The sequence below is a fragment of the Pseudomonas syringae pv. cilantro genome, assembly GCF_001293775.1.
Classification (GTDB): Bacteria; Pseudomonadota; Gammaproteobacteria; order Pseudomonadales; family Pseudomonadaceae; genus Aquipseudomonas; species Aquipseudomonas syringae_P.
In genome coordinates this window covers 57,893-79,200 of record NZ_LGLN01000065.1, presented here as the reverse complement: position 1 = coordinate 79,200, position 21,308 = coordinate 57,893, and the positions used below count along the sequence as shown (strand labels likewise).

The 21,308-nt window shown below is 59.7% G+C and carries 21 protein-coding genes; 17 read left to right on the top strand and 4 right to left on the bottom strand.

Annotation, left to right across the window (positions count from 1 at the left end; translation table 11 throughout):
- The first annotated feature begins 100 nt into the window (after positions 1-100).
- Together ABJ99_RS15900 and ABJ99_RS15895 are read left to right on the top strand one after the other, a co-directional pair.
- Complete coding sequence (locus ABJ99_RS15900; protein ID WP_054086614.1) at positions 101-622, top strand: DUF6586 family protein; 522 nt, start codon at positions 101-103, stop codon at positions 620-622.
- Between the two features lie 64 nt (positions 623-686).
- Entirely contained in the window at positions 687-920 is a 234-nt protein-coding gene (locus tag ABJ99_RS15895) for a hypothetical protein (RefSeq protein ID WP_002554102.1), read from the top strand.
- A gap of 14 nt (positions 921-934) precedes the next feature.
- Here ABJ99_RS15895 and sulA read toward each other — a convergent pair whose 3' ends face one another.
- A complete protein-coding gene (gene sulA / locus ABJ99_RS15890; RefSeq protein WP_007251281.1) occupies positions 935-1,405 on the bottom strand; it encodes an SOS-induced cell division inhibitor SulA in 471 nt (156 codons plus the stop codon).
- 9 nt (positions 1,406-1,414) lie between these two features.
- Positions 1,415-2,023 (bottom strand): transcriptional repressor LexA, encoded by a 609-nt coding sequence (gene lexA / locus ABJ99_RS15885; RefSeq protein WP_007251282.1) that lies wholly within the window; start codon positions 2,021-2,023, stop codon positions 1,415-1,417.
- A 257-nt stretch (positions 2,024-2,280) separates the two neighbouring features.
- Here lexA and psrA point away from each other — a divergent pair, with 257 nt between their 5' ends.
- The 3 genes from psrA to ABJ99_RS15870 all read left to right on the top strand — a co-directional run bounded on the left by psrA (position 2,281) and on the right by ABJ99_RS15870 (position 4,848).
- The gene (gene psrA, locus ABJ99_RS15880; protein ID WP_007251283.1) at positions 2,281-2,997 is read left to right on the top strand and encodes a transcriptional regulator PsrA; all 717 of its coding nucleotides are present in this window, start codon (positions 2,281-2,283) and stop codon (positions 2,995-2,997) included.
- 90 nt (positions 2,998-3,087) lie between these two features.
- Entirely contained in the window at positions 3,088-4,098 is a 1,011-nt protein-coding gene (gene nagZ, locus ABJ99_RS15875; protein WP_054086613.1) for a beta-N-acetylhexosaminidase, read from the top strand.
- 9 nt (positions 4,099-4,107) lie between these two features.
- Positions 4,108-4,848 (top strand): S-methyl-5'-thioinosine phosphorylase, encoded by a 741-nt coding sequence (locus tag ABJ99_RS15870; RefSeq protein WP_054086612.1) that lies wholly within the window; start codon positions 4,108-4,110, stop codon positions 4,846-4,848.
- Between the two features lies 1 nt (position 4,849).
- Here ABJ99_RS15870 and ABJ99_RS15865 read toward each other — a convergent pair whose 3' ends face one another.
- Positions 4,850-5,389, bottom strand: a complete 540-nt coding sequence (locus ABJ99_RS15865; protein ID WP_054086611.1) for a cytochrome b — start codon at positions 5,387-5,389, stop codon at positions 4,850-4,852.
- Between the two features lie 204 nt (positions 5,390-5,593).
- Between ABJ99_RS15865 and ABJ99_RS15860 the strand changes: the two genes are divergently transcribed.
- The 3 genes from ABJ99_RS15860 to ABJ99_RS15850 are packed head-to-tail and all read left to right on the top strand — an operon-like array spanning position 5,594 to position 8,621.
- Positions 5,594-6,379 carry an endonuclease/exonuclease/phosphatase family protein gene (locus ABJ99_RS15860; RefSeq protein WP_054086610.1) on the top strand — a complete coding sequence of 262 codons (786 nt, stop codon included), beginning with the start codon at positions 5,594-5,596 and terminating at the stop codon, positions 6,377-6,379.
- Positions 6,376-7,626, top strand: coding sequence for a cardiolipin synthase ClsB (clsB, locus tag ABJ99_RS15855; protein WP_054086609.1), 1,251 nt, complete (start codon positions 6,376-6,378; stop codon positions 7,624-7,626). The genes ABJ99_RS15860 and clsB overlap by 4 nt, the downstream gene beginning before the upstream one ends.
- Positions 7,623-8,621, top strand: coding sequence for a lysylphosphatidylglycerol synthase domain-containing protein (locus tag ABJ99_RS15850; RefSeq protein ID WP_054086608.1), 999 nt, complete (start codon positions 7,623-7,625; stop codon positions 8,619-8,621). The genes clsB and ABJ99_RS15850 overlap by 4 nt, the downstream gene beginning before the upstream one ends.
- A gap of 199 nt (positions 8,622-8,820) precedes the next feature.
- Here the strand turns inward: ABJ99_RS15850 and ABJ99_RS15845 are convergent, their stop codons facing one another.
- Complete coding sequence (locus tag ABJ99_RS15845; protein WP_054086607.1) at positions 8,821-9,711, bottom strand: MurR/RpiR family transcriptional regulator; 891 nt, start codon at positions 9,709-9,711, stop codon at positions 8,821-8,823.
- Positions 9,712-9,982: 271 nt separating this feature from the next.
- Here ABJ99_RS15845 and ABJ99_RS15840 point away from each other — a divergent pair, with 271 nt between their 5' ends.
- From ABJ99_RS15840 to ABJ99_RS15800, 9 genes are all read left to right on the top strand, one after another.
- The gene (locus ABJ99_RS15840) at positions 9,983-11,920 is read left to right on the top strand and encodes a bifunctional 5-dehydro-2-deoxygluconokinase/5-dehydro-2-deoxyphosphogluconate aldolase (RefSeq protein ID WP_054086606.1); all 1,938 of its coding nucleotides are present in this window, start codon (positions 9,983-9,985) and stop codon (positions 11,918-11,920) included.
- Positions 11,921-11,996: 76 nt separating this feature from the next.
- Complete coding sequence (gene iolE, locus ABJ99_RS15835) at positions 11,997-12,902, top strand: myo-inosose-2 dehydratase (protein WP_054086605.1); 906 nt, start codon at positions 11,997-11,999, stop codon at positions 12,900-12,902.
- 13 nt (positions 12,903-12,915) lie between these two features.
- Positions 12,916-13,725: a 5-deoxy-glucuronate isomerase gene (gene iolB / locus ABJ99_RS15830; protein WP_054086604.1), complete on the top strand. Its 810-nt coding sequence runs from the start codon at positions 12,916-12,918 to the stop codon at positions 13,723-13,725.
- Positions 13,726-13,752: 27 nt separating this feature from the next.
- Complete coding sequence (locus ABJ99_RS15825) at positions 13,753-15,255, top strand: CoA-acylating methylmalonate-semialdehyde dehydrogenase (RefSeq protein ID WP_054086603.1); 1,503 nt, start codon at positions 13,753-13,755, stop codon at positions 15,253-15,255.
- 34 nt (positions 15,256-15,289) lie between these two features.
- Positions 15,290-16,120 carry a TIM barrel protein gene (locus tag ABJ99_RS15820; protein ID WP_054086602.1) on the top strand — a complete coding sequence of 277 codons (831 nt, stop codon included), beginning with the start codon at positions 15,290-15,292 and terminating at the stop codon, positions 16,118-16,120.
- Positions 16,121-16,183: 63 nt separating this feature from the next.
- The gene (gene iolD, locus ABJ99_RS15815) at positions 16,184-18,121 is read left to right on the top strand and encodes a 3D-(3,5/4)-trihydroxycyclohexane-1,2-dione acylhydrolase (decyclizing) (RefSeq protein WP_054086601.1); all 1,938 of its coding nucleotides are present in this window, start codon (positions 16,184-16,186) and stop codon (positions 18,119-18,121) included.
- 82 nt (positions 18,122-18,203) lie between these two features.
- The gene (locus ABJ99_RS15810) at positions 18,204-19,214 is read left to right on the top strand and encodes a Gfo/Idh/MocA family protein (protein ID WP_054086600.1); all 1,011 of its coding nucleotides are present in this window, start codon (positions 18,204-18,206) and stop codon (positions 19,212-19,214) included.
- A gap of 51 nt (positions 19,215-19,265) precedes the next feature.
- A complete protein-coding gene (locus ABJ99_RS15805) occupies positions 19,266-20,126 on the top strand; it encodes a sugar phosphate isomerase/epimerase family protein (RefSeq protein ID WP_054086599.1) in 861 nt (286 codons plus the stop codon).
- 65 nt (positions 20,127-20,191) lie between these two features.
- Positions 20,192-21,211 (top strand): Gfo/Idh/MocA family protein, encoded by a 1,020-nt coding sequence (locus tag ABJ99_RS15800; protein WP_054086598.1) that lies wholly within the window; start codon positions 20,192-20,194, stop codon positions 21,209-21,211.
- Positions 21,212-21,308 lie beyond the last annotated feature (97 nt).

Sequence of the window (21,308 nt, the reverse complement as noted above, 5' to 3'; positions counted from 1 at the left end):
GCGACGGACGCGGTTTTCAACGGGGCTGGCTGGTGTCATGAGGAGAACCTGATGGCGCCGGCTATGCTGGTCTTATCCCATCGTTATGGAGCGTATCGCCATGGCTCGTGAACTCTATACCCGCACCAACCAGAAGATTTATTTTGCCGGGCTCGCTCTTGAATCGTTGGGCAGAGCAGAGCAGGGGCAGGCGGTCAACTCGCCGGCGCTGTTGCAGGCCGAGCGTGAGTCGGCGTTGTACCATCTGTACGGAGCGTTGCTGGGCCTGTGCCACGAAATTGCCGGGTTCTACCGTCTGCCTCAAGCGAACGCACGTCGTGCCGAAGACGTGCTGACGCAGGAAGTGCTGAGCACTCTCGCGATTCCCGAACTGGCAGAACTCGTCGAGCTGGCCCAGCATCGTCATACCTGGCTGGCGCAGTTGATCGCAGCTTACAACGCCCTGTTCGAGCCACCGCGAGCACCGAGAAAGCCCAAAGGTGATGTCACGCAGCCGATGATTGTGGCGGTGAACCTGGACGCCGAGCCGGAGTCTGAACTTGATCGTGAAGAGCTGGAAAGCTGGCGCCAACAGTTGAAAGGGTTGGCGATTCGTTTTCGCGAGGGCCTGAGCGAGTGCTGAAAACCAATGAAGTACAGGCTGGCAGGCTGTTACAATGCCCGCCTACTGCGGAGTAACTGTAACAATGCCTACCTCTTTTCTTGAAATTGTCGAATTACCGGACGGCCGTATCGAACTGCGTCGTGCTGACGACGAAGGTTCGCTGGTCACACTGGATTTCTCGGCTGATGCGAAAGCGTTCATGCAAGGACAGCATGTTGAAGTTGCCAAGGCCATGTTGAGCGTGGGCGTGCAGATGGCTGGACGCCTGGCCGAAGGTGAAGTCGAGAAGGATGATGTGCCACACGTTCTGCACTGACCGTGACCGGGTTTTCAGCCCAGTCGGATGTTCAGGCTTTGCGCTTCACCGATTTTTGCTGCATTGATCAACAACTGACGTGCTGCTGCGCCAAGCGGGTTGATCCAGCTCACCACCGTATGACTCCTTCCAAGCCTGAGCGCTTCGCGAGTTAGCTCCAGCACACTCTGTGTGCCGCGCGGCTGAAGAAGCAGGATGCGTTCGCGGTTCAGTCCCGCATCGCGAAGCCAGGTCTGGGTCAGGCTTGAGGGCGGGGCGATCAGCGTCAGCCAGCGTGCGTTTGTCTCTTCACTCAGGTCTCTGAGGATCGGTGCCAGAAGGTTGAGGCAGTTCCCGGCTGCACCACGCAAAGACAGCTCACTAAAGACTTCTGGCTCGCTGCTCCAGGGTGTTTCGACTGCGTCTGTCAGCATCGGGGCGATGGGCTGAGCCAGAAACGCCTCGAACAATGGCAATTGCGAATGCGGTGCTTGATGGAACTGCATAACGTCTCCTTAGCGGCGAATGACGCCGACGCTCAAACCTTCTATCACCAGTTCCTGATCCTTGAGGTCGACCTCGATAGGGGCGAAATCAGGGTTTTCAGCCAGCAGCCAGACCTTGCTGCCTTCACGTTTGAAGCGCTTGACGGTGACCTCGTCACCGATTCGGGCGACCACGATCTGACCGTTGCGGGCTTCGCGAGTGGTGTGCACGGCGAGCAGGTCGCCATCGAGGATGCCGACGTCCTTCATGCTCATGCCATGAACGCGCAACAGGTAATTGGCGCTCGGGTGGAAAAAGGCAGGATTGATGTTGCAGGACTCTTCTATGTGTTGCTGAGCCAGAATCGGCGCACCGGCTGCGACCCGACCGATGACCGGCAGGCTGCTTTCATCCGGACGCGCTTCGAAGCCGGGGATGCGGATGCCGCGTGACGCACCGGGCGTCATTTCGATGGCGCCTTTGCGAGCCAGTGCCTTGAGGTGTTCTTCCGCTGCGTTGGGCGATTTGAACCCCAGCTCCTGAGCGATTTCCGCACGTGTTGGCGGGAAGCCATTGTCTTCGAGGCAACGTTTGATGAAACCCAGGATTTCAGCCTGGCGTGGCGTCAGTTTGATCATGAGGGGCGCTCTGGCTTTTTATACAGTGACTGGGATTATATACAGTGAAGGCGCGTTGGCAATCACCCATTTCAGTTTCGCCGCCGAGTGGTTACAGGCAAGCCATCCAAAGCGTGTGTAAAAGAAGCTGATCGTGCCGTCTTCCATCATTGAATGGCCGTTTTCGTGACTGTTCGGCCACAAAATGAACGGGCCTGCTTGACAAGCGGACTGCCTGATACGTATGTTTCAAACGTTCGTTTGTTAGGCAGAGAGCCATGGCCCAGTCGGAAACCGTTGAACGCATTCTTGATGCAGCGGAGCAGTTGTTCGCAGAGAAAGGTTTCGCTGAAACTTCCTTGCGTCTCATCACCAGCAAGGCCTCGGTCAATCTGGCTGCGGTGAACTATCACTTCGGCTCGAAAAAGGCGCTCATTCAGGCGGTTTTTTCGCGCTTTCTCGGTCCGTTCTGCATCAGCCTCGATCGCGAGCTGGAGCGTCGTCAGGCTCAACCCGAGCGCAAGCCGAGTCTGGAAGAACTGCTGGAAATCCTCGTCGAGCAGGCCTTGGTCGTGCAGCCGCGCAGTGGCAACGACCTGTCGATCTTCATGCGTCTGCTGGGGCTGGCCTTCAGCCAGAGCCAGGGTCACCTGCGCCGCTATCTGGAAGACATGTACGGCAAGGTGTTCCGTCGCTACATGACGCTGGTCAACGAGGCTGCCCCGCGCATCCCGCCCATCGAGCTGTTCTGGCGCGTGCATTTCATGCTTGGCGCTGCCGCGTTCAGCATGTCGGGTATCAAGGCCCTGCGCGCGATTGCCGAGACCGATTTTGGCGTCAACACCTCCATCGAGCAGGTCATGCGCCTCATGGTGCCGTTTCTGGCTGCCGGCATGCGCGCCGACACCGGTGTTACCGACCCTGCCATGATCGCTGCGCAGCTCAAGCCGCGCACCAAGAGCAGTTCCGGCACGCCTGCGGTCGCCAAGGCCTGAGGACTGCGCGCCCGGTCGCATTGCGTCGCGCTTCAGGATCAAGCACCATGCCCGGATTGGACATTGGCACTGGTGTGTAAGGGTTTTTCTATGAGTTCTGGCCTGCAAGGCTCCCTGATGGTCGACGTCGCCGGTACCTGGCTGACCAGCGAAGACCGTCAGTTTCTGCGTCAGCCCGAAGTGGGCGGCTTGATTATCTTTGCCCGTAATATCGAGCATCCGCGCCAGGTTCGTGAGCTGAGCGCGTCGATTCGTGCCATTCGCCCCGACCTGCTGCTGGCTGTGGACCAGGAGGGCGGGCGAGTGCAACGGCTGCGTCAGGGCTTCGTGCGTCTGCCGCCGATGCGCGCAATTGCCGACAAGCCCGATGCAGAGTCGTTGGCCGAGCAGTGCGGCTGGGTGATGGCAACCGAAGTACTGGCGGTCGGGCTGGACCTGAGTTTTGCTCCGGTGCTGGACCTGGACTACCAGCGCAGTGCGGTTGTCGGGACGCGCTCCTTCGAGGGTGATCCCGAACGTGCGGCCTTGCTGGCCGGTGCGTTCATCCGTGGCATGAATGCGGCTGGCATGGCTGCCACCGGCAAGCATTTCCCCGGCCATGGCTGGGCTGAAGCCGATTCTCATGTGGCCATCCCGAATGACGAGCGCAGCCTGGAGCAGATTCGCGCCAATGACCTGGTGCCGTTCGCGCGCCTGAGTCAGCAATTGGCGGCGGTGATGCCGGCCCATGTCATTTACCCGAAAGTCGATTCGCAGCCCGCCGGTTTTTCGAGGCGCTGGTTGCAGGACATCCTGCGTGACGAACTGAAATTCGACGGTGTTATCTTCAGTGATGATTTGTCGATGGCTGGTGCTCATGTAGTGGGTGATGCTGCCAGCCGGATCGAAGCGGCGCTGACGGCGGGCTGCGACATGGGCCTGGTCTGCAACGATCGTGCGGCTGCAGAGCTGGCGCTCAGCGCAGCGCAGCGTATGCAGGTCAAACCTTCGCCGCGCATCGCGCGCATGCGCGGGCAGGCATCTGCCGGGACTGAATATCGGCAACATCCACGCTGGCTGGCCGCGCTACAGGCGCTGCGCGGTGCTCAACTGATCGATTAAGGATTTGCGATGACTGTTTACGCGATTATTGGCGGTACCGGCCTGACCCAGCTGGAAGGTCTGAACATTCGGCAGTCGTTGCCGATGAACACGCCTTATGGCGCGCCGTCCGGTGAAATCCAGATCGGCGATTATGCCGGTCGCGAGGTGATGTTTCTGGCACGCCACGGCCATCCGCACCGCCTGCCGCCGCATCAGGTCAACTACCGGGCCAATATCTGGGCCCTGAAGCAGGCCGGTGCCGAAGCCATCCTGGCGGTGAACGCCGTGGGCGGCATTCATCCTGAAATGGGCACCGGGCATTTTTGTGTGCCGCACGATCTGGTCGACTACACCAGTGGCCGTCAGCACACCTTTTTTGCCGATGATCTGGAGCAGGTCACGCACATCGACTTCAGCTACCCATACAGCGAAGCGCTGCGGTCGCGGCTGATCGCGGCACTGGCTGCCGAAGGGTGCGCGTTCTCTGACCGGGGCATTTACGCCTGCACCCAGGGGCCGCGTCTGGAAACGGTTGCGGAAATCATCCGCCTTGAGCGCGATGGCTGCGACATCGTCGGCATGACCGGTATGCCCGAGGCGGCGCTGGCCCGTGAACTGGAGCTGGATTACGCCTGCCTGGCACTTGTGGTCAATCCTGCGGCGGGCAAATCGACGGCGGTCATCACCATGGCTGAAATCGAGCAGGCGCTGCGCGACGGTATGGGCAAGGTCAAGGCCACGCTTGCCCGGGTGCTCTCCGCCTCCTGATTTACAGCATGCGCTTGAGGGTATTGTCTTTGCGTACGAGGTGATGCCAGATCGCGGCCACCACGTGCAGGCCGATCACGTAGTAGAAGATCGAGCCCAGCAGCTTGTGCAGGTCTTCAAAGTACTCGGCCGTGCGGTCCGAGGTGGGCAGCGGCCAGGGTATTTGCAGACTGGTGAGCGGGATGGGCAGCGCGCCTTTTTCCACCATCACCGTCAGCATGCCAAGCACCGGTTGTGCGAACAGAAACGCATACAGCGCGTAATGCGACAGGGTGGCTGCCACGCGCAGTACGCCTTCCAGCGGCGGCGTGATACCGGGCGGACGTTGACGTCGACGCTCGGCCACGCGAAAAAACGCCATGACCAGAACCACAATCCCTACCCAGAAATGGCTCTGCACGACCAGCGTGCGGTACTCGGAGCCCTTGCTGAACTGAGTGCGGCTCAGAATGAGCGTGTACGCCAGCACAATCAGAATGGCCATGGTCCAGTGCAGCCACCGCGCGCGTGTGCTGTAGCGTTGAGAAGTCAGTGTATCCACGGTTGGATTCCTTGTGGCTTTTTACAGGCTCGGTTTGCAGCTTAGGCCGCCGACTGGAGGCATGCGTTTCATTTCGGGCAGATTTATTTCACGGTCTAGGCCGCCAGCGCTGAATATGGCTAATTAGCAGCATGGCCGGCACAAAAGGGAACCTGTGTGCATGGGTGGCTTCATATGACGTGAATATCCACCCAGGAGCGAGTCTTGACCAGTGCCAACCCGCCTGTCGGCCCGGTAACGCCGGTATCGGCCAGTGTTTCATTGAATGTACTGACCATGAACATGCACATGGGCTTCGGCATTTTCAATCGCCGCTTCATTCTTCCAGAATTACGTGAAGCCGTGCGCAGCGTATCGGCCGATATCGTATTTCTTCAGGAAGTACACGGCGAACAACAGAGCCACGCACGCAGCGTCAAGGGCTGGCCGACGATTTCGCAGTACGAGTTCCTTGCCGACACCATGTGGAGCGACTTCGCTTACGGGCGCAATGCCGTCTATCCTGACGGCGATCACGGTAATGCACTGCTGTCCAAGTACCCGATCATTCAACACGAGAACCTCGATATATCCATCGACGGCACCGAGCAGCGCGGTTTGCTGCACTGCATTCTGGACGTGCCGAACGCCGGGCGAGTGCACGCGGTCTGTGTGCATCTGGGGCTGTTTGAAAGTCATCGGCGGCAACAATTGAAACTGCTCGCCGAACTGATGACACGGCTGCCCGAGGGCGAGCCGGTGATCGTGGCCGGTGATTTCAACGACTGGCGTCAGCGCGCCGATGCCTTGTTACAGGGCTCCGGTTTGTACGAGGTGTTCGTGGAGCACTTCGGAGCGCCGGCAAAAAGCTTTCCGGCCCGTTTGCCGTTACTGCGGCTGGATCGGATCTACGTCCGCAATGCCACTTCCCACCGACCCAAAGTGTTGTCCAGTCGACCGTGGTCTCATCTTTCCGATCATGCACCCCTGGCGGTGGAGTTAACGTTATGAAAAACCCGACAGGGCAGTGGCGCGATGGCAACTCGGTAGAGCTGCTGATCAACGGCGAAGACTTCTACAGTCGGGTTTTCGAGTGCATCCGTGCCGCGCGCAAGGAAGTGTTGATCGAAACCTTCATCATTTTCGAAGACCGGATCGGCGAAGGCCTGCAGCAGGCATTGCTCGAGGCGGCCGGCAATGGCGCCAGGGTCGTGGTCACCGTGGATGATTACGGCACCTCGGACCTGAGCTCGACGTTTGTCAGAACCATGATCGATGCCGGTATCCAGATTCAGCTTTTCGACCCGCGTCCCCGGTTCATGGGGATGCGCACCAATCTGTTCCGCCGCCTGCACCGCAAGGTCGTGGTGATCGATGGCGAACTGGGCTTTATCGGTGGCATCAATTACAGCGTCGATCACATGACCGACACCGGCCTGACGGCCAAGCAGGATTACGCCGTGCTGGTGCGCGGCCCTATTGTCGGTGACACCCACAAGAGCGCGATGAGCATGCTCAGCGAGACGGTGCGCTCGAAACTGACGCCGATCCCGCTCAAGCTCGAGCGTGCTGGCAATGCCAGCATGTTGCTCGCCGAGCGTGACAACAGCGAGCACACTAACGACATCGAAGAACAATACCTTGAGGCGATTCGCGGCGCGACCGAGCGGATTACCCTGGCCAACGCCTACTTCTTCCCCAGCTACCGCTTCTTGCGTGAATTGCGTAACGCCTCGCGACGCGGCGTGAACGTCACGCTGATCCTGCAAGGCCAGCCGGACATGCCGTTCGTGCGGGTCTGCTCGCGTCTGACCTACACCTACCTGTTACGCGACGGCGTGGCTATTCATGAATACAAACAGCGCGCACTGCACGGCAAGGTCGCGCTGATTGATCGGGAGTGGTCCACCGTGGGCTCCAGCAACCTTGACCCGTTGAGCCTGGCGTTGAATCTGGAAGCCAACGTGTTCATTCGTGATCCGCAACTCAATCAGCATCTGCAGGACCATTTGATGGATCTTGCCGCTGCGCACAGCACCCAGATGAGTTTGAAAGGCGCGGCACGTGGTCAATGGTGGCGTGCACCGATGATCGTGCTGAGTTTCTTTTTCCTGCGCCGCTTTCCGGCGATTGCCGGGCTGTTTCCGGTGCATGGTATGCGTCTCAAACCACTGCGTGCCGGCGATGTAGTGCCGGAGGCCAAAGTGATCGAGCAACGGCAAAAAAACGACCAGATGGACCAGGAGAAAACGTCATGACCCAGGCCACAAGCGCTGCGCCGCAAAGCGCCCATGGAGCCAGGTGGAAATGGGCGAAACGGATCTTCAATGTGTTTTTCTTCATTGCCGTACCGGTGTTGCTGTTTCTGCTGGTCAAGAACCTGGACTGGCAAGAGGTCAAGAAGGCGCTTGCCTCCTATAAGGCTAGTACGCTGGCTATCGCCGCTGTTGTTGCGTTCGCCAGCTACGCGACCTATTGCGGGTTCGACATCCTGGCGCGCTATTACACCCGTCATAAGCTGGCGATCAAGCAGATCGTGCCGGTGACCTTCGTCTGTTATGCGTTCAACCTCAATCTCAGCTCCTGGGTCGGCGGGATCGCGCTGCGCTATCGGCTGTATTCACGCCTTGGGCTCGACGTTTCGACCATCACCCGGATTTTGAGCCTGAGCCTGATCACCAACTGGCTGGGTTACATGCTGTTGGCCGGTTTCGTGTTTTCGATGCGCTTTCTGGAATTGCCCGAGGAATGGTCGATCGGCACCACGACCCTGCAACTGATCGGCTTCGGGCTGTTGGCTGTGTGCTTTGCCTACCTGCTGGCGTGCCGGTTTTCCAAACGACGTTCATGGACGATTCGTGATCAGGAATTCAATCTGCCGTCGATGAAGAAAGCATTGATGCAGGCCAGCCTGGGCGCTTTGAACTGGTCGCTGATGGCGGCGGTGATTTACACCCTTTTGCCGGACAGCGCTTTCTATCCTGCGATTCTCGGTGTGCTGCTGATCAGCAGCATCGCCGGCGTCATTACCCACATCCCGGCCGGGCTCGGCGTGCTGGAAACGGTGTTCATCACCTTGCTCTCGCATCAGTTTTCAAAAGGCAGTCTGCTGGCCGCCCTGATTGGCTACCGGGCTATCTACTTCCTGCTGCCGCTGATGATTGCCTTGGTGGTGTATCTGGTGCTGGAAAAACGCGCGAAGAAAATGGGTGAAAAAAACCAGCAGCGGATGGGCGAAGAGGCGAAGTCCTGAGTGATCAGTTCCACAAAGTATGGCTATCTATGGGAGCGACCGGGGCGGCGATCCGCATTGCTCGCGAAGGCCATGTCTCAAGCGCACCATCTCGATTGGATGTACTGGCGCCTTCGTGAGCAGGCTCACTCCCACATGGATTTTGGTGTGCTGCGAGACTGGCCCTGTGGCCCTTGTGGGAGCGACGGGGGCGACGCCTTCAATCATCAAACCCGACTTGCTCATGGATCTCGTCAACCTTCAGTTCCAGCCGATACGCCACGGCGATGAACAGCGCCTGGCACAGGCACAGGGTCGCGCTCAGGGAGCGGAAGGCGAATGAGCTGCCTTCGTTGACCAGTAGCACCGAGTTGGCGCGCTTGGCCAGTGGCGAAAGGTTGCTGTCGGTGATGATCAGGGTCTTGGCCTGATGGTGCTGGGCAATGCGCAGGCAGTGCTGGGTTTCCTTGCCGTAAGGCGTGAAGCTGATCGCGATTACCAGATCATTGGCGCGCACGCTGCGCATCTGCTCACGATAACTGCCGCCCAGACCTGAAATCAGGTGAATGCGTTTGTTGGTGTGTTGCAGGTTGTAAACCAGATAATCCGCCACTGCGAAAGAACGTCGTACACCCACCACGTAGATGTTGTCGGCATTGACCACCAGATCCACGGCCTTTTCGAACTCGCCGTCATCAAGCTCGGCACTCAGGCGTTCCAGCCCGGACAAGGTCGCGTCCACGCATTCACGGGCCAGATCGCCAGCGCTGGCCTTTTGCGACTTGTTGGCGATCATGCTGCGGATGCGCTGCTGGTAATTCTGTACCGGCGTGGTCTTGTGGGTGTAAGCCTCACGAAACAGCGCCTGCATTTCGCTGAAGCCGCTGAACCCGAAGCGTTGTGAAAAGCGCACGATGGCGGACGGATGAACCTCGCATTCACGGGCGATATCGCTGATCCGGTCGACCATGATCCGGTCGCTCTGCTGGCTCATGTAGCTGGCGATGCGCTTGAGCTGGCGGGGCAGGCTGTCGTACTCGTCGGTGATCAAGCGCAGCAAACCTTCGGCACTGCTGGGCGGCATGTCGACACTCGCCTCGGTGCTGGTCATATTCAAATCCTTCCTGCTTGTTCTTTTCGGGGGCACGCAGAGGTGTGTCCCTGATGATAGAGGCTGTGTTCAGCAGCGCGGGCGACTATATAGCACCTGCCTGCACATTGTGACAGTTCATGAATAGCCATGTAGAAAAAATATTCCACTAAAAATAATTATAGAATAAATATTGATTGATGCCGCGTGACGTTTTAGGCTGCATTCACAAAAGGTAGCGCGTGCATCCAGATGTGCGTGCTCCAGGCTGATAAAAATAACAGGAGCCACCATGGGCCAGACTCGCTTTGCCACCGGGCGTCAGTTGGATCTGATCTGCCTCGGACGCCTGGGCGTCGATCTTTACGCGCAGCAAGTCGGCGCACGACTTGAAGACGTTTCCAGTTTCGCCAAATACCTTGGCGGTTCATCGGCCAATATCGCCTTCGGCACGGCCAGGCTTGGGTTGAAAACTGCCATGCTCAGCCGGGTGGGCGATGACCACATGGGGCGCTTTCTGATCGAGTCACTGGCGCGGGAAGGCTGCGACGTCAGCGCCATCAAGCGCGATCCTGAACGCCTGACCGCCATGGTGCTGCTGGGACTGAAAGATCGCGAAACATTCCCGCTGGTGTTCTACCGCGAAAACTGCGCCGACATGGCCGTGCGCGCCGAAGACATTGACGAGCAACAGATCGCGTCCAGCAAGGCGTTGCTGATAACCGGCACGCATTTTTCGACCGATCAGGTCTTCAAGGCCAGCAGCCAGGCACTGGAGTATGCCGAGAAGCACAACGTCAAACGGGTCCTGGATATCGACTATCGCCCGGTGCTCTGGGGCCTGGCGGGCAAGGCCGATGGTGAGACGCGCTTCGTTGCTGATCAACAGGTCAGCCAGCACGTGCAACGTATCCTGCCGCGCTTCGATCTGATCGTCGGCACCGAAGAAGAATTTCAGATCGCCGGTGGCGCCACTGATCTGCTGACCGCGCTGCGCACCGTGCGTGAATTGACCGCCGCGACGCTGGTGGTCAAGCTCGGCCCGCAAGGTTGTACGGTGATTCACGGCGCCATCCCGGCGCGACTTGAAGACGGGGCGATCTACCCAGGCGTACGGGTCGAAGTGCTCAATGTGCTGGGTGCGGGCGATGCGTTCATGTCCGGCTTCCTCAGCGGCTGGCTCAACGATGCCAGTGATGAGCGTTGCTGCCAACTGGCCAATGCCTGCGGCGGTCTGGTGGTCTCGCGCCATGCGTGCGCCCCGGCGATGCCGACGCCTGCCGAACTCGATTACCTGTTCAATAGCCCTGAGCCGATCACCCGTCCTGATCAGGATGTCGCCTTGCAGCGCCTGCATCAGGTCAGCGTGGCGCGCAAACAATGGAAACAACTGTTCATCTTTGCGTTCGATCACCGCGGCCAACTGGTCGAACTGGCGCAGCAGGCCGGGCGTGATCTGAGCAGCATCAGCCAGCTCAAGCAACTGTTCGTGCAAGCGGTCGAGCGGGTGGAAGCCGATTTGCGCAAACGGGGCATTGAAGCCGACGTGGGCCTGCTCGCCGATCAGCGCTTCGGCCAGGATTCGTTGAATGCGGCCACCGGACGAGGCTGGTGGATCGCGCGCCCGGTGGAGGTGCAGGGTTCAAGGCCGCTGGCATTCGAGCACGGCCGCTCCATCGGCAGCAATCTGATCAACTGGCCGCAGGAGCAGATCATCAAGTGTCTGGTGCAATATCACCCTGACGACGAACCGATGCTGCGTCTGGAACAGGAAGCACAGATCAAGGCGCTGTACGACGCGTCGAAAGTCAGCGGCCACGAACTGCTGCTGGAAATCATCCCGCCCAAGGATCACCCGTCGCCTCATCCGGATGTGATGGTCCGTGCAGTCAAGCGCCTGTACAACCTCGGTATCTACCCGGCGTGGTGGAAGATCGAGGCGCAGACGGCTGACGTCTGGCAGCAACTGGACGAGCTGATTCAACAGCGCGACCCTTACTGCCGTGGCGTGGTGCTGCTGGGTCTCAATGCGCCAGTCGAAGAGTTGGCTGAAGGGTTCGCACAGGCTCGTCACAGCCATACCTGCAAAGGTTTTGCCGTGGGCCGGACGATCTTTCGCGAGCCAAGCCGGGCCTGGATGGCCGGTGAAATCGACGACGCGGCGTTGGTCAGCCGGGTGCAAGGGACGTTCAACTGGCTGATCGAGTCGTGGCGCGAAAGCCGCGCCTGAAGCGTTTTTGATTGGTTCAGCGAAAACTACAGAACGCGATAACTACAAAACGCAGTAATAATAAAAAGGTGCAGCCATGCCTGTTTCAGCTTCCATGCCCAAGATCCGCATCGGTATCAATCCGATCTCCTGGAGCAACGACGACTTGCCGGCTCTCGGCGGAGAAACGCCTTTGAGCACCGCGCTGAGCGAAGGCAAAGCCATCGGCTACGAAGGTTTCGAGCTCAACGGCAAATTCCCCAAGGACGCCAAAGGCGTTGGTGATGTGCTGCGGCCCTATGACCTGGCGCTGGTTTCCGGCTGGTATTCGAGCCGTCTGGCGCAGCGATCCGTGGCCGAAGAGATCGAGGCCATTACCCCACATGTGCAGTTGCTCGCCGAAAACGGCGCGTCGGTGCTGGTGTATGGCGAAGTGGCCGATTCCATTCAGGGTCAGCGTATCCCGCTGGTCGAACGGCCGCGTTTTCACACCGATCAGGCCTGGCGCGAGTACGCAGACAAACTGACTGAACTGGCGCGTTTCACGCTGTCACGCGGGGTGCGTCTGGCCTATCACCACCACATGGGCGCCTATGTCGAGTCACCGCAGGACATCGACAGGCTGATGGCGCTGACCGGTGATGAAGTCGGGCTGCTGTTCGATTCCGGGCATTGCTACATGGGCGGTGGCGAGCCCTTGCAGGTACTCAGCAGACACATCACACGCGTCTGTCACGTGCATTTCAAAGACGTGCGCAAACCGGTGGTGCAGCTTGCGCGCAACAACCTCTGGAGCTTTCCGGACTGCATCATCAACGGCACTTTCACAGTGCCTGGCGATGGTGACATCGATTTTTCGGCGCTGCTCAAGGTGTTGTTGCAGGCCCGTTACAGCGGCTGGCTGGTGGTCGAGGCCGAACAGGACCCGGCGGTAGCGCCCAGTTACGTGTACGCCAAAAAAGGCTATGACACCTTGCGCCAACTGATGGCCGATGCGCGATAAGGAGGATTGAACCATGAGTCTGTTGACCAAAAGCAAACCCCAGGGCCGCGACATCGTGGCGCTCGCACCAGGCACGCTTGAATACGTTGGCTTCGCGGCCTATCGGCTGGAGGGGGGCGAGCGCTTGTCTCTGAGCGCCGAAGAAGACGAGCTGTGTGTGGTGCTGCTCGGCGGGCACGTCAGTGTCACTGGCGAGGCGCCGGGGCAGGGCGCGTTCAGTTGGGAGAACATCGGTGACCGGCAGTCGGTATTCGAAGAAAAGTCGCCGTTCGCGGTTTACCTGCCACCGCACAGTCAGGTCGGGCTGGTCGCTCGCGGGCCCGCGCATCTGGGTGTCTGCCGTGCCCCCGGCGATGCTGGCAAACAGCTTGCGGCGCGGTTGATCATGCCCGGCAGCATGAAGCGCAGCGTACGTGGCAAAGGCGCCAACACCCGTTACGTGTGCGACATCCTGCCAGACAGCGAACCGGCGCATTCGCTGCTGGTGGTCGAGGTGCGCACGCCTTCCGGGCATTCCTCCAGCTACCCGCCGCACAAACACGACAAAGACAACCTGCCGCACGAGAGCTTTCTCGAGGAAACCTATTACCACATGGTCAACCCGCCGCAGGGCTTCGTGTTTCAGCGTGTGTACACCGACGACCGCAGCATCGATCAGGCCATGGCCGTGGAAAACAACGACCTGGTCACCGTGCCCAAGGGCTACCACCCGGTTTCGGTGCCCTACGGTTACGAATCGTATTACCTGAACGTCATGGCCGGCCCGACCCGTGCGTGGCAGTTCCACAACGATCCGCAGCACAGCTGGCTGCTGGATCTTTAATCCCCTTTTTGCTTTGGAGTCATGCCAATGAGCGAGTCACCGGTGATCGGCCATTACATCAACGGCCAGGTAAACGACGGCGATGGTCAGCGCTACAGCGACGTTTTCAACCCGGCCATCGGCACGGTTCAGGCGCGTGTAGCACTGGCCAGCGTCAAGACGGTGGATGAAGCGGTTGCAGCGGCCAGAGCAGCGTTTCCTGGCTGGGCCGATCAGTCTTCGCTGCGCCGCGCGCGGGTGATGTTCAAGTTCAAAGAGCTACTGGACCGGCACCACGATGAGCTGGCGCAGATCATCTGCCGCGAGCACGGCAAAGTGCTGTCCGATGCGCGCGGCGAAGTGGTACGCGGTATCGAAATCGTCGAATTTGCCTGCGGTGCGCCAAGCCTGTTGAAAAGTGATTTCAGCGACAACATTGGTGGCGGTATCGATAACTGGAACCTGCGTCAACCATTGGGCGTTTGCGCCGGGGTTACACCGTTTAACTTTCCTGTCATGGTGCCGCTGTGGATGATCCCCATGGCGCTGGTGACCGGCAACTGCTTCATTCTCAAGCCCTCCGAACGCGATCCTTCTGCCAGCCTTCTGATGGCACGGCTGTTGAAAGAGGCCGGGCTGCCCGATGGCGTGTTCAACGTGGTGCAGGGCGACAAGGTGGCGGTCGATGCCTTGCTGCAACATCCGGACATAGAAGCCATCTCGTTTGTCGGTTCGACGCCGATTGCCGAGTACATCTATCAGCAGGGGACGGCCCGCGGCAAGCGCGTGCAGGCGCTGGGCGGGGCCAAGAATCACATGATCGTGATGCCCGATGCGGACCTGGATCAGGCCGCCGATGCGTTGATCGGCGCAGCCTATGGTTCGGCTGGCGAGCGTTGCATGGCCATCTCCATTGCCGTAGTGGTGGGCGACGTGGGCCAGAAACTGATCAACAAACTGTTGCCACGCATCGATCAGCTCAAGGTCGGCAATGGCATGCAGGCCGATTCGGACATGGGTCCGCTGGTCACTGCCGTGCACAAGGCCAAGGTCGAAGGGTTCATCGATCAGGGCGTAAAAGAAGGTGCGAAGCTGATTGTCGATGGGCGCAATTTCAGCGTGCCGGGTGCTGAACAGGGCTTTTTTGTCGGGGCGACGCTGTTCGACAACGTCACGCCGCAGATGCAGATCTACAAGGAAGAAATCTTCGGCCCGGTGCTGGGCATCGTGCATGTGGCGGACTTCGCCAGCGCGGTCGAACTGATCAACGCCCACGAATTCGGCAACGGCGTGTCGTGCTTCACCAGCGATGGCGGCGTGGCGCGTGCGTTCGCGCGGACCATCAAGGTGGGCATGGTCGGTATCAATGTGCCGATTCCGGTGCCGATGGCCTGGCATTCGTTTGGTGGCTGGAAGCGCTCGTTGTTCGGCGATCATCACGCCTACGGCGAAGAGGGGCTGCGCTTCTACAGCCGCTACAAAAGCGTCATGCAGCGCTGGCCGGACAGTATCGCCAAAGGGCCGGAATTCAGCATGCCGACCGCTAAATAGTCTTCATCAATGGAATGTGCGGAGAACAATAACAATGAGTCATCCCCTGCGTTTCGCCCTTAACCGAATGGTCGCGCCGCGCCTGTCGCTTGAGGAGTTTGTCGATCTGGCTGTGAAGCTGGGTGCCGATGCCATCGAGATCCGCAACGACCTCAAGGGCATCGAGATCGAAGACGGCACCGTGCCTGAGGCCGTCGCTGATCTGTGTGCTGCCAAAGGCGTACAGGTGCTTTCGATCAACGCGCTGTACCCGTTCGATGTCTGGAATGACGAGCGCAGTGCCCAAGCCACGAAGCTGGCGCAATACGCACGTGCCTGCTGTGCCAAAGGGCTGGTGCTGTGCCCGCTCAATGACCGTGCCGACCCACGCAACAGCGCGCAGCGTGCCGCCGGGTTGCGCACGGCGTTGACTGCACTGGCACCGATCCTTCGTGAACACGGCATCCTGGGGTTCGTCGAGCCGCTGGGCTTTGAAGAATGCTCGTTGCGCCTCAAGCGCCAGGCCGTTGATGCAATCAAGGCCGTCGGCGGGCTGGATGTCTACCGGCTGGTTCATGACACCTTTCATCACCACCTGGCCGGTGAGGTCGAGCTGTTTCCGGAACTGACCGGGCTGGTGCATATCTCCGGCGTCGAGGATGCGCAGGCGCCGCTCAACAGCATTCGCGACGGCCACCGCGTGCTGGTCGGGGAGGCTGACATTCTGGGCAATGCCGCACAGATCGAACGGTTGCTGGACAGCGGCTATACGGGGCATCTGTCGTTCGAGCCGTTCGCCGAAAGTGTTCATGCGCTGCAAGACATCCCACAGGCGATCTCGGCAAGCATGGCGCATTTGTCACGGGCCGTTTCGCAGCGTCACTGATTTGATTTCAGTCGTCAGGTCACCTCAAACCCTGGCCACCTCAAACAAGAACAAGGTGCGAACATGAGTACAACCCGACTGACCATGGCTCAGGCCCTGGTGAAGTTTCTCGATAATCAGTATGTCGAAGTCGACGGCGTGCAGAGCAAGTTCGTCGCGGGCATTTTCACCATCTTTGGCCATGGCAATGTGCTCGCCCTGGGGCAGGCACTGGAGCAGGACAGCGGCGATCTGGTGGTTCATCAAGGCCGTAACGAGCAGGGCATGTGCCACGCCGCCATCGGTTTTGCCAAGCAGCACCTGCGCCGCAAGATCTACGCGTGCAGCTCCTCGGTGGGGCCGGGCGCGGCGAACATGATCACTGCTGCGGCAACGGCGTCCGCCAACCGTATTCCGCTGCTATTGTTGCCGGGCGATGTCTACGCCAGCCGCCAGCCTGACCCGGTGCTGCAACAGATCGAGCAGTTTCATGACCTGAGTATCAGCACCAACGATGCGTTCAAGGCCGTGAGCAAATACTGGGACCGCATCAACCGCCCTGAGCAACTGATGAGTGCGGCGCTCAATGCCATGCGCGTGCTGACTGATCCGGCCGAGACGGGCGCGGTAACACTGGCGCTGCCTCAGGACGTGCAGGCCGAGGCTTACGACTACCCGGACAGCTTTCTGCAAAAACGCGTGCACCGTATAGATCGTCGCCCGCCGAGCAAGGCGATGCTCGACGATGCCTTGAAACTGATGGCGGGCAAGCGCAAACCCTTGCTGATCTGTGGCGGCGGGGTGCGTTATTCGGGCGCGGCCGATGCGCTGCAAGCCTTCGCCGAGCGCTTTGACATCCCTTTTGCAGAAACCCAGGCGGGCAAGAGTGCCATCGTTTCGGCGCACCCGCTGAACATGGGAGGGATCGGCGAAACCGGCACGGTGGCCGCTAATCGGCTGGCTAAGGAAGCTGACCTGATCATCGGCGTCGGCACGCGTTACAGCGATTTCACCACGGCGTCGAAATGGCTGTTCCAGAACCCGGATGTGCAGTTTCTCAACATCAACATCGGTGCTTTCGATGCGCAGAAACTCGACGGTGTGCAGGTGCTGGCCGATGCACAGTTCGCCTTGCATGCATTGGGCGAAGTGTTGCAGACCAGCGACTACCGCGCTGCCTGGGGCGACGCCCCGCGAAAGGCGCGTGCCGAGCTGGACGCCGAGGTCGACCGCCTTTACGCGGTCGAGTACCAAAGCGAAGGTTTCGTCCCGGAAATCAACGACCACATGGACCCGGCCGTACTGCGTGACTTCATCGAGCTGACCGGTTCGTGCCTGACCCAGAGCGGCGTGCTGGGCATTCTCAACCAGAGCCTGCCTACCGACGCGGTCATCGTTGCCGCCGCAGGCAGCCTGCCGGGCGATTTGCAGCGGGCCTGGCGCAGCACCGGCGTTGATACCTACCACGTTGAGTATGGCTACTCGTGCATGGGTTATGAGGTCAATGCCGCATTGGGCGTCAAGCTCGCGGCGCCGCACCGGGAAGTTTTCGCGCTGGTCGGCGATGGCTCCTACATGATGCTTCATTCGGAGCTGACGACCTCGATTCAGGAGCGGCGCAAGATCAACGTGGTGTTGCTCGACAACATGACCTTCGGCTGCATCAACAACCTGCAGATGGAGCACGGCATGAACAGCTTCGGCACCGAGTTCCGTTTCCGCAATCCGGAAACCGGCAAGCTCGACGGTGACTTCGTGCCGGTGGATTTCGCCATGAGCGCGGCAGCCTATGGCTGCAAGACCTACAAGGTCAGCACCGCCGAGCAACTGCACCAGGCGCTTGCCGATGCCCGGCTTCAGACCGTCTCGACGCTGATCGACATCAAAGTGTTGCCCAAGACCATGATTCATAAATACCTGTCGTGGTGGCGGGTCGGTGTCGCCGAAGTCTCGACCACCGGCACCACCGCTCAGGTGTACGACAAACTCAACCGCGAGCTGGCCAAGGCGCGTCAGTACTGATCATTTTTATCGTTCAGCGCCCGTGACCCGTTCACGGCAACATCCAATAAAGGCCACATCCAATAAAAAAAGGAACTTGAACATGGCATTGAAACTCGGCGTGATCGGCACAGGCGCAATCGGTCAGGATCATATCCGCCGTTGCAGCAAGACACTGGTCGGAAGTCAGGTGGTGGCCGTCACCGACATCAATCTCGAACAGGCCGCCAACGTGGTGCGTGATCTGGACATCAGCGCCGAAGTGTATGCCGATGGGCACGCATTGATTGCCGCGCCGGATGTCGAGGCGGTGCTGGTCTGCTCTTGGGGTCCCAGCCATGAAGAGTACGTGCTGGCGGCGATTGCTGCCGGCAAGCCGGTGTTTTGCGAGAAGCCGCTGGCCGTCACTGCCGAAGGCTGCCGGCACATTGTCGAAGCCGAAATTGCCAGTGGCAGGCGCTTGGTGCAGGTGGGTTTCATGCGCCCTTATGACCAGGGCTATCGCGCGCTCAAGTCGGTGATCGACAGCGGCCAGATCGGCGAGCCGCTGATGCTCCATTGCGCCCACCGCAACCCGCGGGTGGGCGAGAACTACAAGACCGACATGGCGATCACTGACACCTTGATTCATGAGCTCAATGTGCTGCGCTGGCTGCTCAACGATGACTATGTGTCGGTACAGGTCGTGTTCCCGCGCAAGACCGGCAAAGCCCTCGCGCACATGAAAGACCCGCAGATCGTGATGCTGGAAACCGCCCGAGGCACGCGCATTGACGTCGAAGTGTTTGTCAATTGCCAGTATGGCTACGACATCCAGTGTGAGGTGGTCGGCGAGAGCGGTATTGCCAGATTGCCCGAGCCTTCTCAGGTGCAGTTGCGCAGCGAAGCCAAATTGTCCAACGCGATTCTGATGGACTGGAAAGACCGTTTCATTGCCGCCTACGACGTCGAGTTGCAGGACTTCATCGACGGCGTCAAAGCCGGGACGATCAACGGCCCCTCAGCCTGGGACGGTTATGCCGCCGCTGTGGCCGCCGATGCCTGCGTGCTGGCGCAGAACAATGGTGCCGTGGTGCCGATCAGCCTCGCTACGCGTCCGGCGTTCTATGCCTGACATTTTTACGGCAACCGAGACATCTCTCGACAAGCATAAAAGGGAGGCATCATGCGCATTGCACTGGACCCCTACATGTACCGCCATCTGTCCCTCGGGGCGATGGTCGATAAAACCGCAGAGCTGGGTTACGACTACATCGAACTTTCACCGCGCGAAGACTTCATGCCGTTTTACAAATACCCACGCGTGGACCGGGCGAGGATCCGGGAGTTTCGCAAGGCCCTGAGCGATGCGGGTGTGAAACTCTCCTCGTTGCTGCCGCTGTACCACTGGGCTGCGCCCGATGAAGACCTGCGCATTGCCGCCGTGCGCAACTGGAAGCGTGCCATCCAGGTGGCGGTGGAAATGGACTGCGACCTGATGAACACCGAGTTCAGCGGGCAATCCGATCATGCGCTGGTCTGCGAGAACCAGTTCATGAAATCGATGGACGAACTGATGCCGCATTTCGAGCGCGAAGGTATAAAGCTCGATATTCAGGCACATCCCTATGACTTCTGTGAGCGCAATAACGAGTCGGTAGACATCATTCGCGGGCTTGATCGCGACTGGATCAACTACCTGTACGCCGCACCCCACACTTTTTTCTACGATGATGGCGTGGGGGATATCGCCTCCATGCTGCGCTACGCAGGCGACAGACTCACGCACCTGATCATTGCCGACACCTATAATCACCGGGCCTCTTCCAACCTGCGCTACATCGTCAACCCGCCCGGCGTTACGGCTACGGTGCATCAGCATCTGGACATCGGGCAGGGCGAAGTGAACTGGGAGGCATTTTTCTCGACGCTCCGGGACATCAAGTTTGACGGTATCGCCACGGTGGCCGTATTTGCCTGGGAAGAGCGTGCCGATGAGTCAAGCCGATTCATGCTCGAACGGGTCAAAAGCGAGTTGCTGCGCTGATACAGTGGCAGTGAATACACAACCGATGGCTACGGCCTGAGGTTCATGGACCACAGGAGATATCCATGCGAGCAGGGCTGGTGGGCTACGGCAAAGGGGGGCGTTACTTTCACGCGACGCTGATTTCAAGTGTGCCCGGTGCCACGTTTGCAGGCGTGGTGACCCGTTCACCTGAACGAAAGCAGGATGTCGCCAATGATCATCCCGGCGTTGCGACCTTCGACACGCTGGCCGAACTGGTGGCTGCCGGGGTCGATGTGGTGGTGATTTCCACACCACTGGCATCACGGCGAGCGTTGATTCTGGAGGCTATCGAACTGGGCGTGGCGGTGGTCAGCGATAAACCCTTTGCCCATGACGCCGCGCAGGCGCGTGAACTGGTGGAGGCTGCCGAAAAGCGTGGCGTGTTGCTCAGCGTTTATCAGAACCGGCGTTGGGATTCCGATTTCCTCACCGTGCGTAAACTGATCGACAACCAGGCGCTGGGCGAGATCAGTCGGTTCGAATCAAGTATCGAGCGCTACTCGCCGCGCTCCGTGGGCAAGGCGAGCGGTGGTGGCATGCTGCGCGACCTGGGCAGTCACCTCGTGGATCAGGCGCTGGTGCTGTTCGGACCGGTCGAGCGGGTGTACGGCGAATTGCGCTTCGCCGCCGCCGAGGAAGAGCTGGATCACACGTTTTTCGTCGCGCTGACCCATGCCAATGGAGTGGTCTCGCATTTGTCCGGCAGTTGCCTGCAAAGCAGCCCGAAACCACGGTTTCGGGTCAGCGGATCAAAAGGCTGTTACAGCGTCGACGGGCTGGACGGCCAGGAAGACGCGGCATTTGCCGGGCTGACGCCACGGTCCGAGGGCGAGCGCTGGGGCGTCGAAGAGCATCGGCGCTGGGGCTGGTTCGAACAGGGTGATCATCGCGAGCGAGTGCCCTCGGAGCGTGGCTGCTGGCTGGAGTTCTACCAGCAACTGCAACGCGCAGTGGACGAGCAGGGCAGCAACCCGGTCAACCCTCACGATGCAATCGCGTCAGCGCAGATCATGGACGCCGCGTGCCTGAGCGCCCGCGAAGGACGGGTTGTAGTGCTGTAGACACACATATTCATGACTCACTGTGCCCTGAGCCTTAAACAAACATCACTGACATCCCAGAACCGCCGTGTGACGCAGAGAAGAGTTCGGTACAGCC

What these genes read in the sequence shown, in the direction of transcription:
- ABJ99_RS15900 (WP_054086614.1), top strand. Translation starts at nt 101, where the DNA reads ATGGCTCGTGAACTCTATACCCGCACCAACCAGAAGATTTATTTTGCC.
- ABJ99_RS15895 (WP_002554102.1), top strand. Translation starts at nt 687, where the DNA reads ATGCCTACCTCTTTTCTTGAAATTGTCGAATTACCGGACGGCCGTATC.
- sulA (WP_007251281.1), bottom strand. Translation starts at nt 1,405, where the DNA reads ATGCAGTTCCATCAAGCACCGCATTCGCAATTGCCATTGTTCGAGGCG.
- lexA (WP_007251282.1), bottom strand. Translation starts at nt 2,023, where the DNA reads ATGATCAAACTGACGCCACGCCAGGCTGAAATCCTGGGTTTCATCAAA.
- psrA (WP_007251283.1), top strand. Translation starts at nt 2,281, where the DNA reads ATGGCCCAGTCGGAAACCGTTGAACGCATTCTTGATGCAGCGGAGCAG.
- nagZ (WP_054086613.1), top strand. Translation starts at nt 3,088, where the DNA reads ATGAGTTCTGGCCTGCAAGGCTCCCTGATGGTCGACGTCGCCGGTACC.
- ABJ99_RS15870 (WP_054086612.1), top strand. Translation starts at nt 4,108, where the DNA reads ATGACTGTTTACGCGATTATTGGCGGTACCGGCCTGACCCAGCTGGAA.
- clsB (WP_054086609.1), top strand. Translation starts at nt 6,376, where the DNA reads ATGAAAAACCCGACAGGGCAGTGGCGCGATGGCAACTCGGTAGAGCTG.
- ABJ99_RS15850 (WP_054086608.1), top strand. Translation starts at nt 7,623, where the DNA reads ATGACCCAGGCCACAAGCGCTGCGCCGCAAAGCGCCCATGGAGCCAGG.
- ABJ99_RS15845 (WP_054086607.1), bottom strand. Translation starts at nt 9,711, where the DNA reads ATGACCAGCACCGAGGCGAGTGTCGACATGCCGCCCAGCAGTGCCGAA.
- ABJ99_RS15840 (WP_054086606.1), top strand. Translation starts at nt 9,983, where the DNA reads ATGGGCCAGACTCGCTTTGCCACCGGGCGTCAGTTGGATCTGATCTGC.
- iolE (WP_054086605.1), top strand. Translation starts at nt 11,997, where the DNA reads ATGCCTGTTTCAGCTTCCATGCCCAAGATCCGCATCGGTATCAATCCG.
- iolB (WP_054086604.1), top strand. Translation starts at nt 12,916, where the DNA reads ATGAGTCTGTTGACCAAAAGCAAACCCCAGGGCCGCGACATCGTGGCG.
- ABJ99_RS15825 (WP_054086603.1), top strand. Translation starts at nt 13,753, where the DNA reads ATGAGCGAGTCACCGGTGATCGGCCATTACATCAACGGCCAGGTAAAC.
- ABJ99_RS15820 (WP_054086602.1), top strand. Translation starts at nt 15,290, where the DNA reads ATGAGTCATCCCCTGCGTTTCGCCCTTAACCGAATGGTCGCGCCGCGC.
- iolD (WP_054086601.1), top strand. Translation starts at nt 16,184, where the DNA reads ATGAGTACAACCCGACTGACCATGGCTCAGGCCCTGGTGAAGTTTCTC.
- ABJ99_RS15810 (WP_054086600.1), top strand. Translation starts at nt 18,204, where the DNA reads ATGGCATTGAAACTCGGCGTGATCGGCACAGGCGCAATCGGTCAGGAT.
- ABJ99_RS15805 (WP_054086599.1), top strand. Translation starts at nt 19,266, where the DNA reads ATGCGCATTGCACTGGACCCCTACATGTACCGCCATCTGTCCCTCGGG.
- ABJ99_RS15800 (WP_054086598.1), top strand. Translation starts at nt 20,192, where the DNA reads ATGCGAGCAGGGCTGGTGGGCTACGGCAAAGGGGGGCGTTACTTTCAC.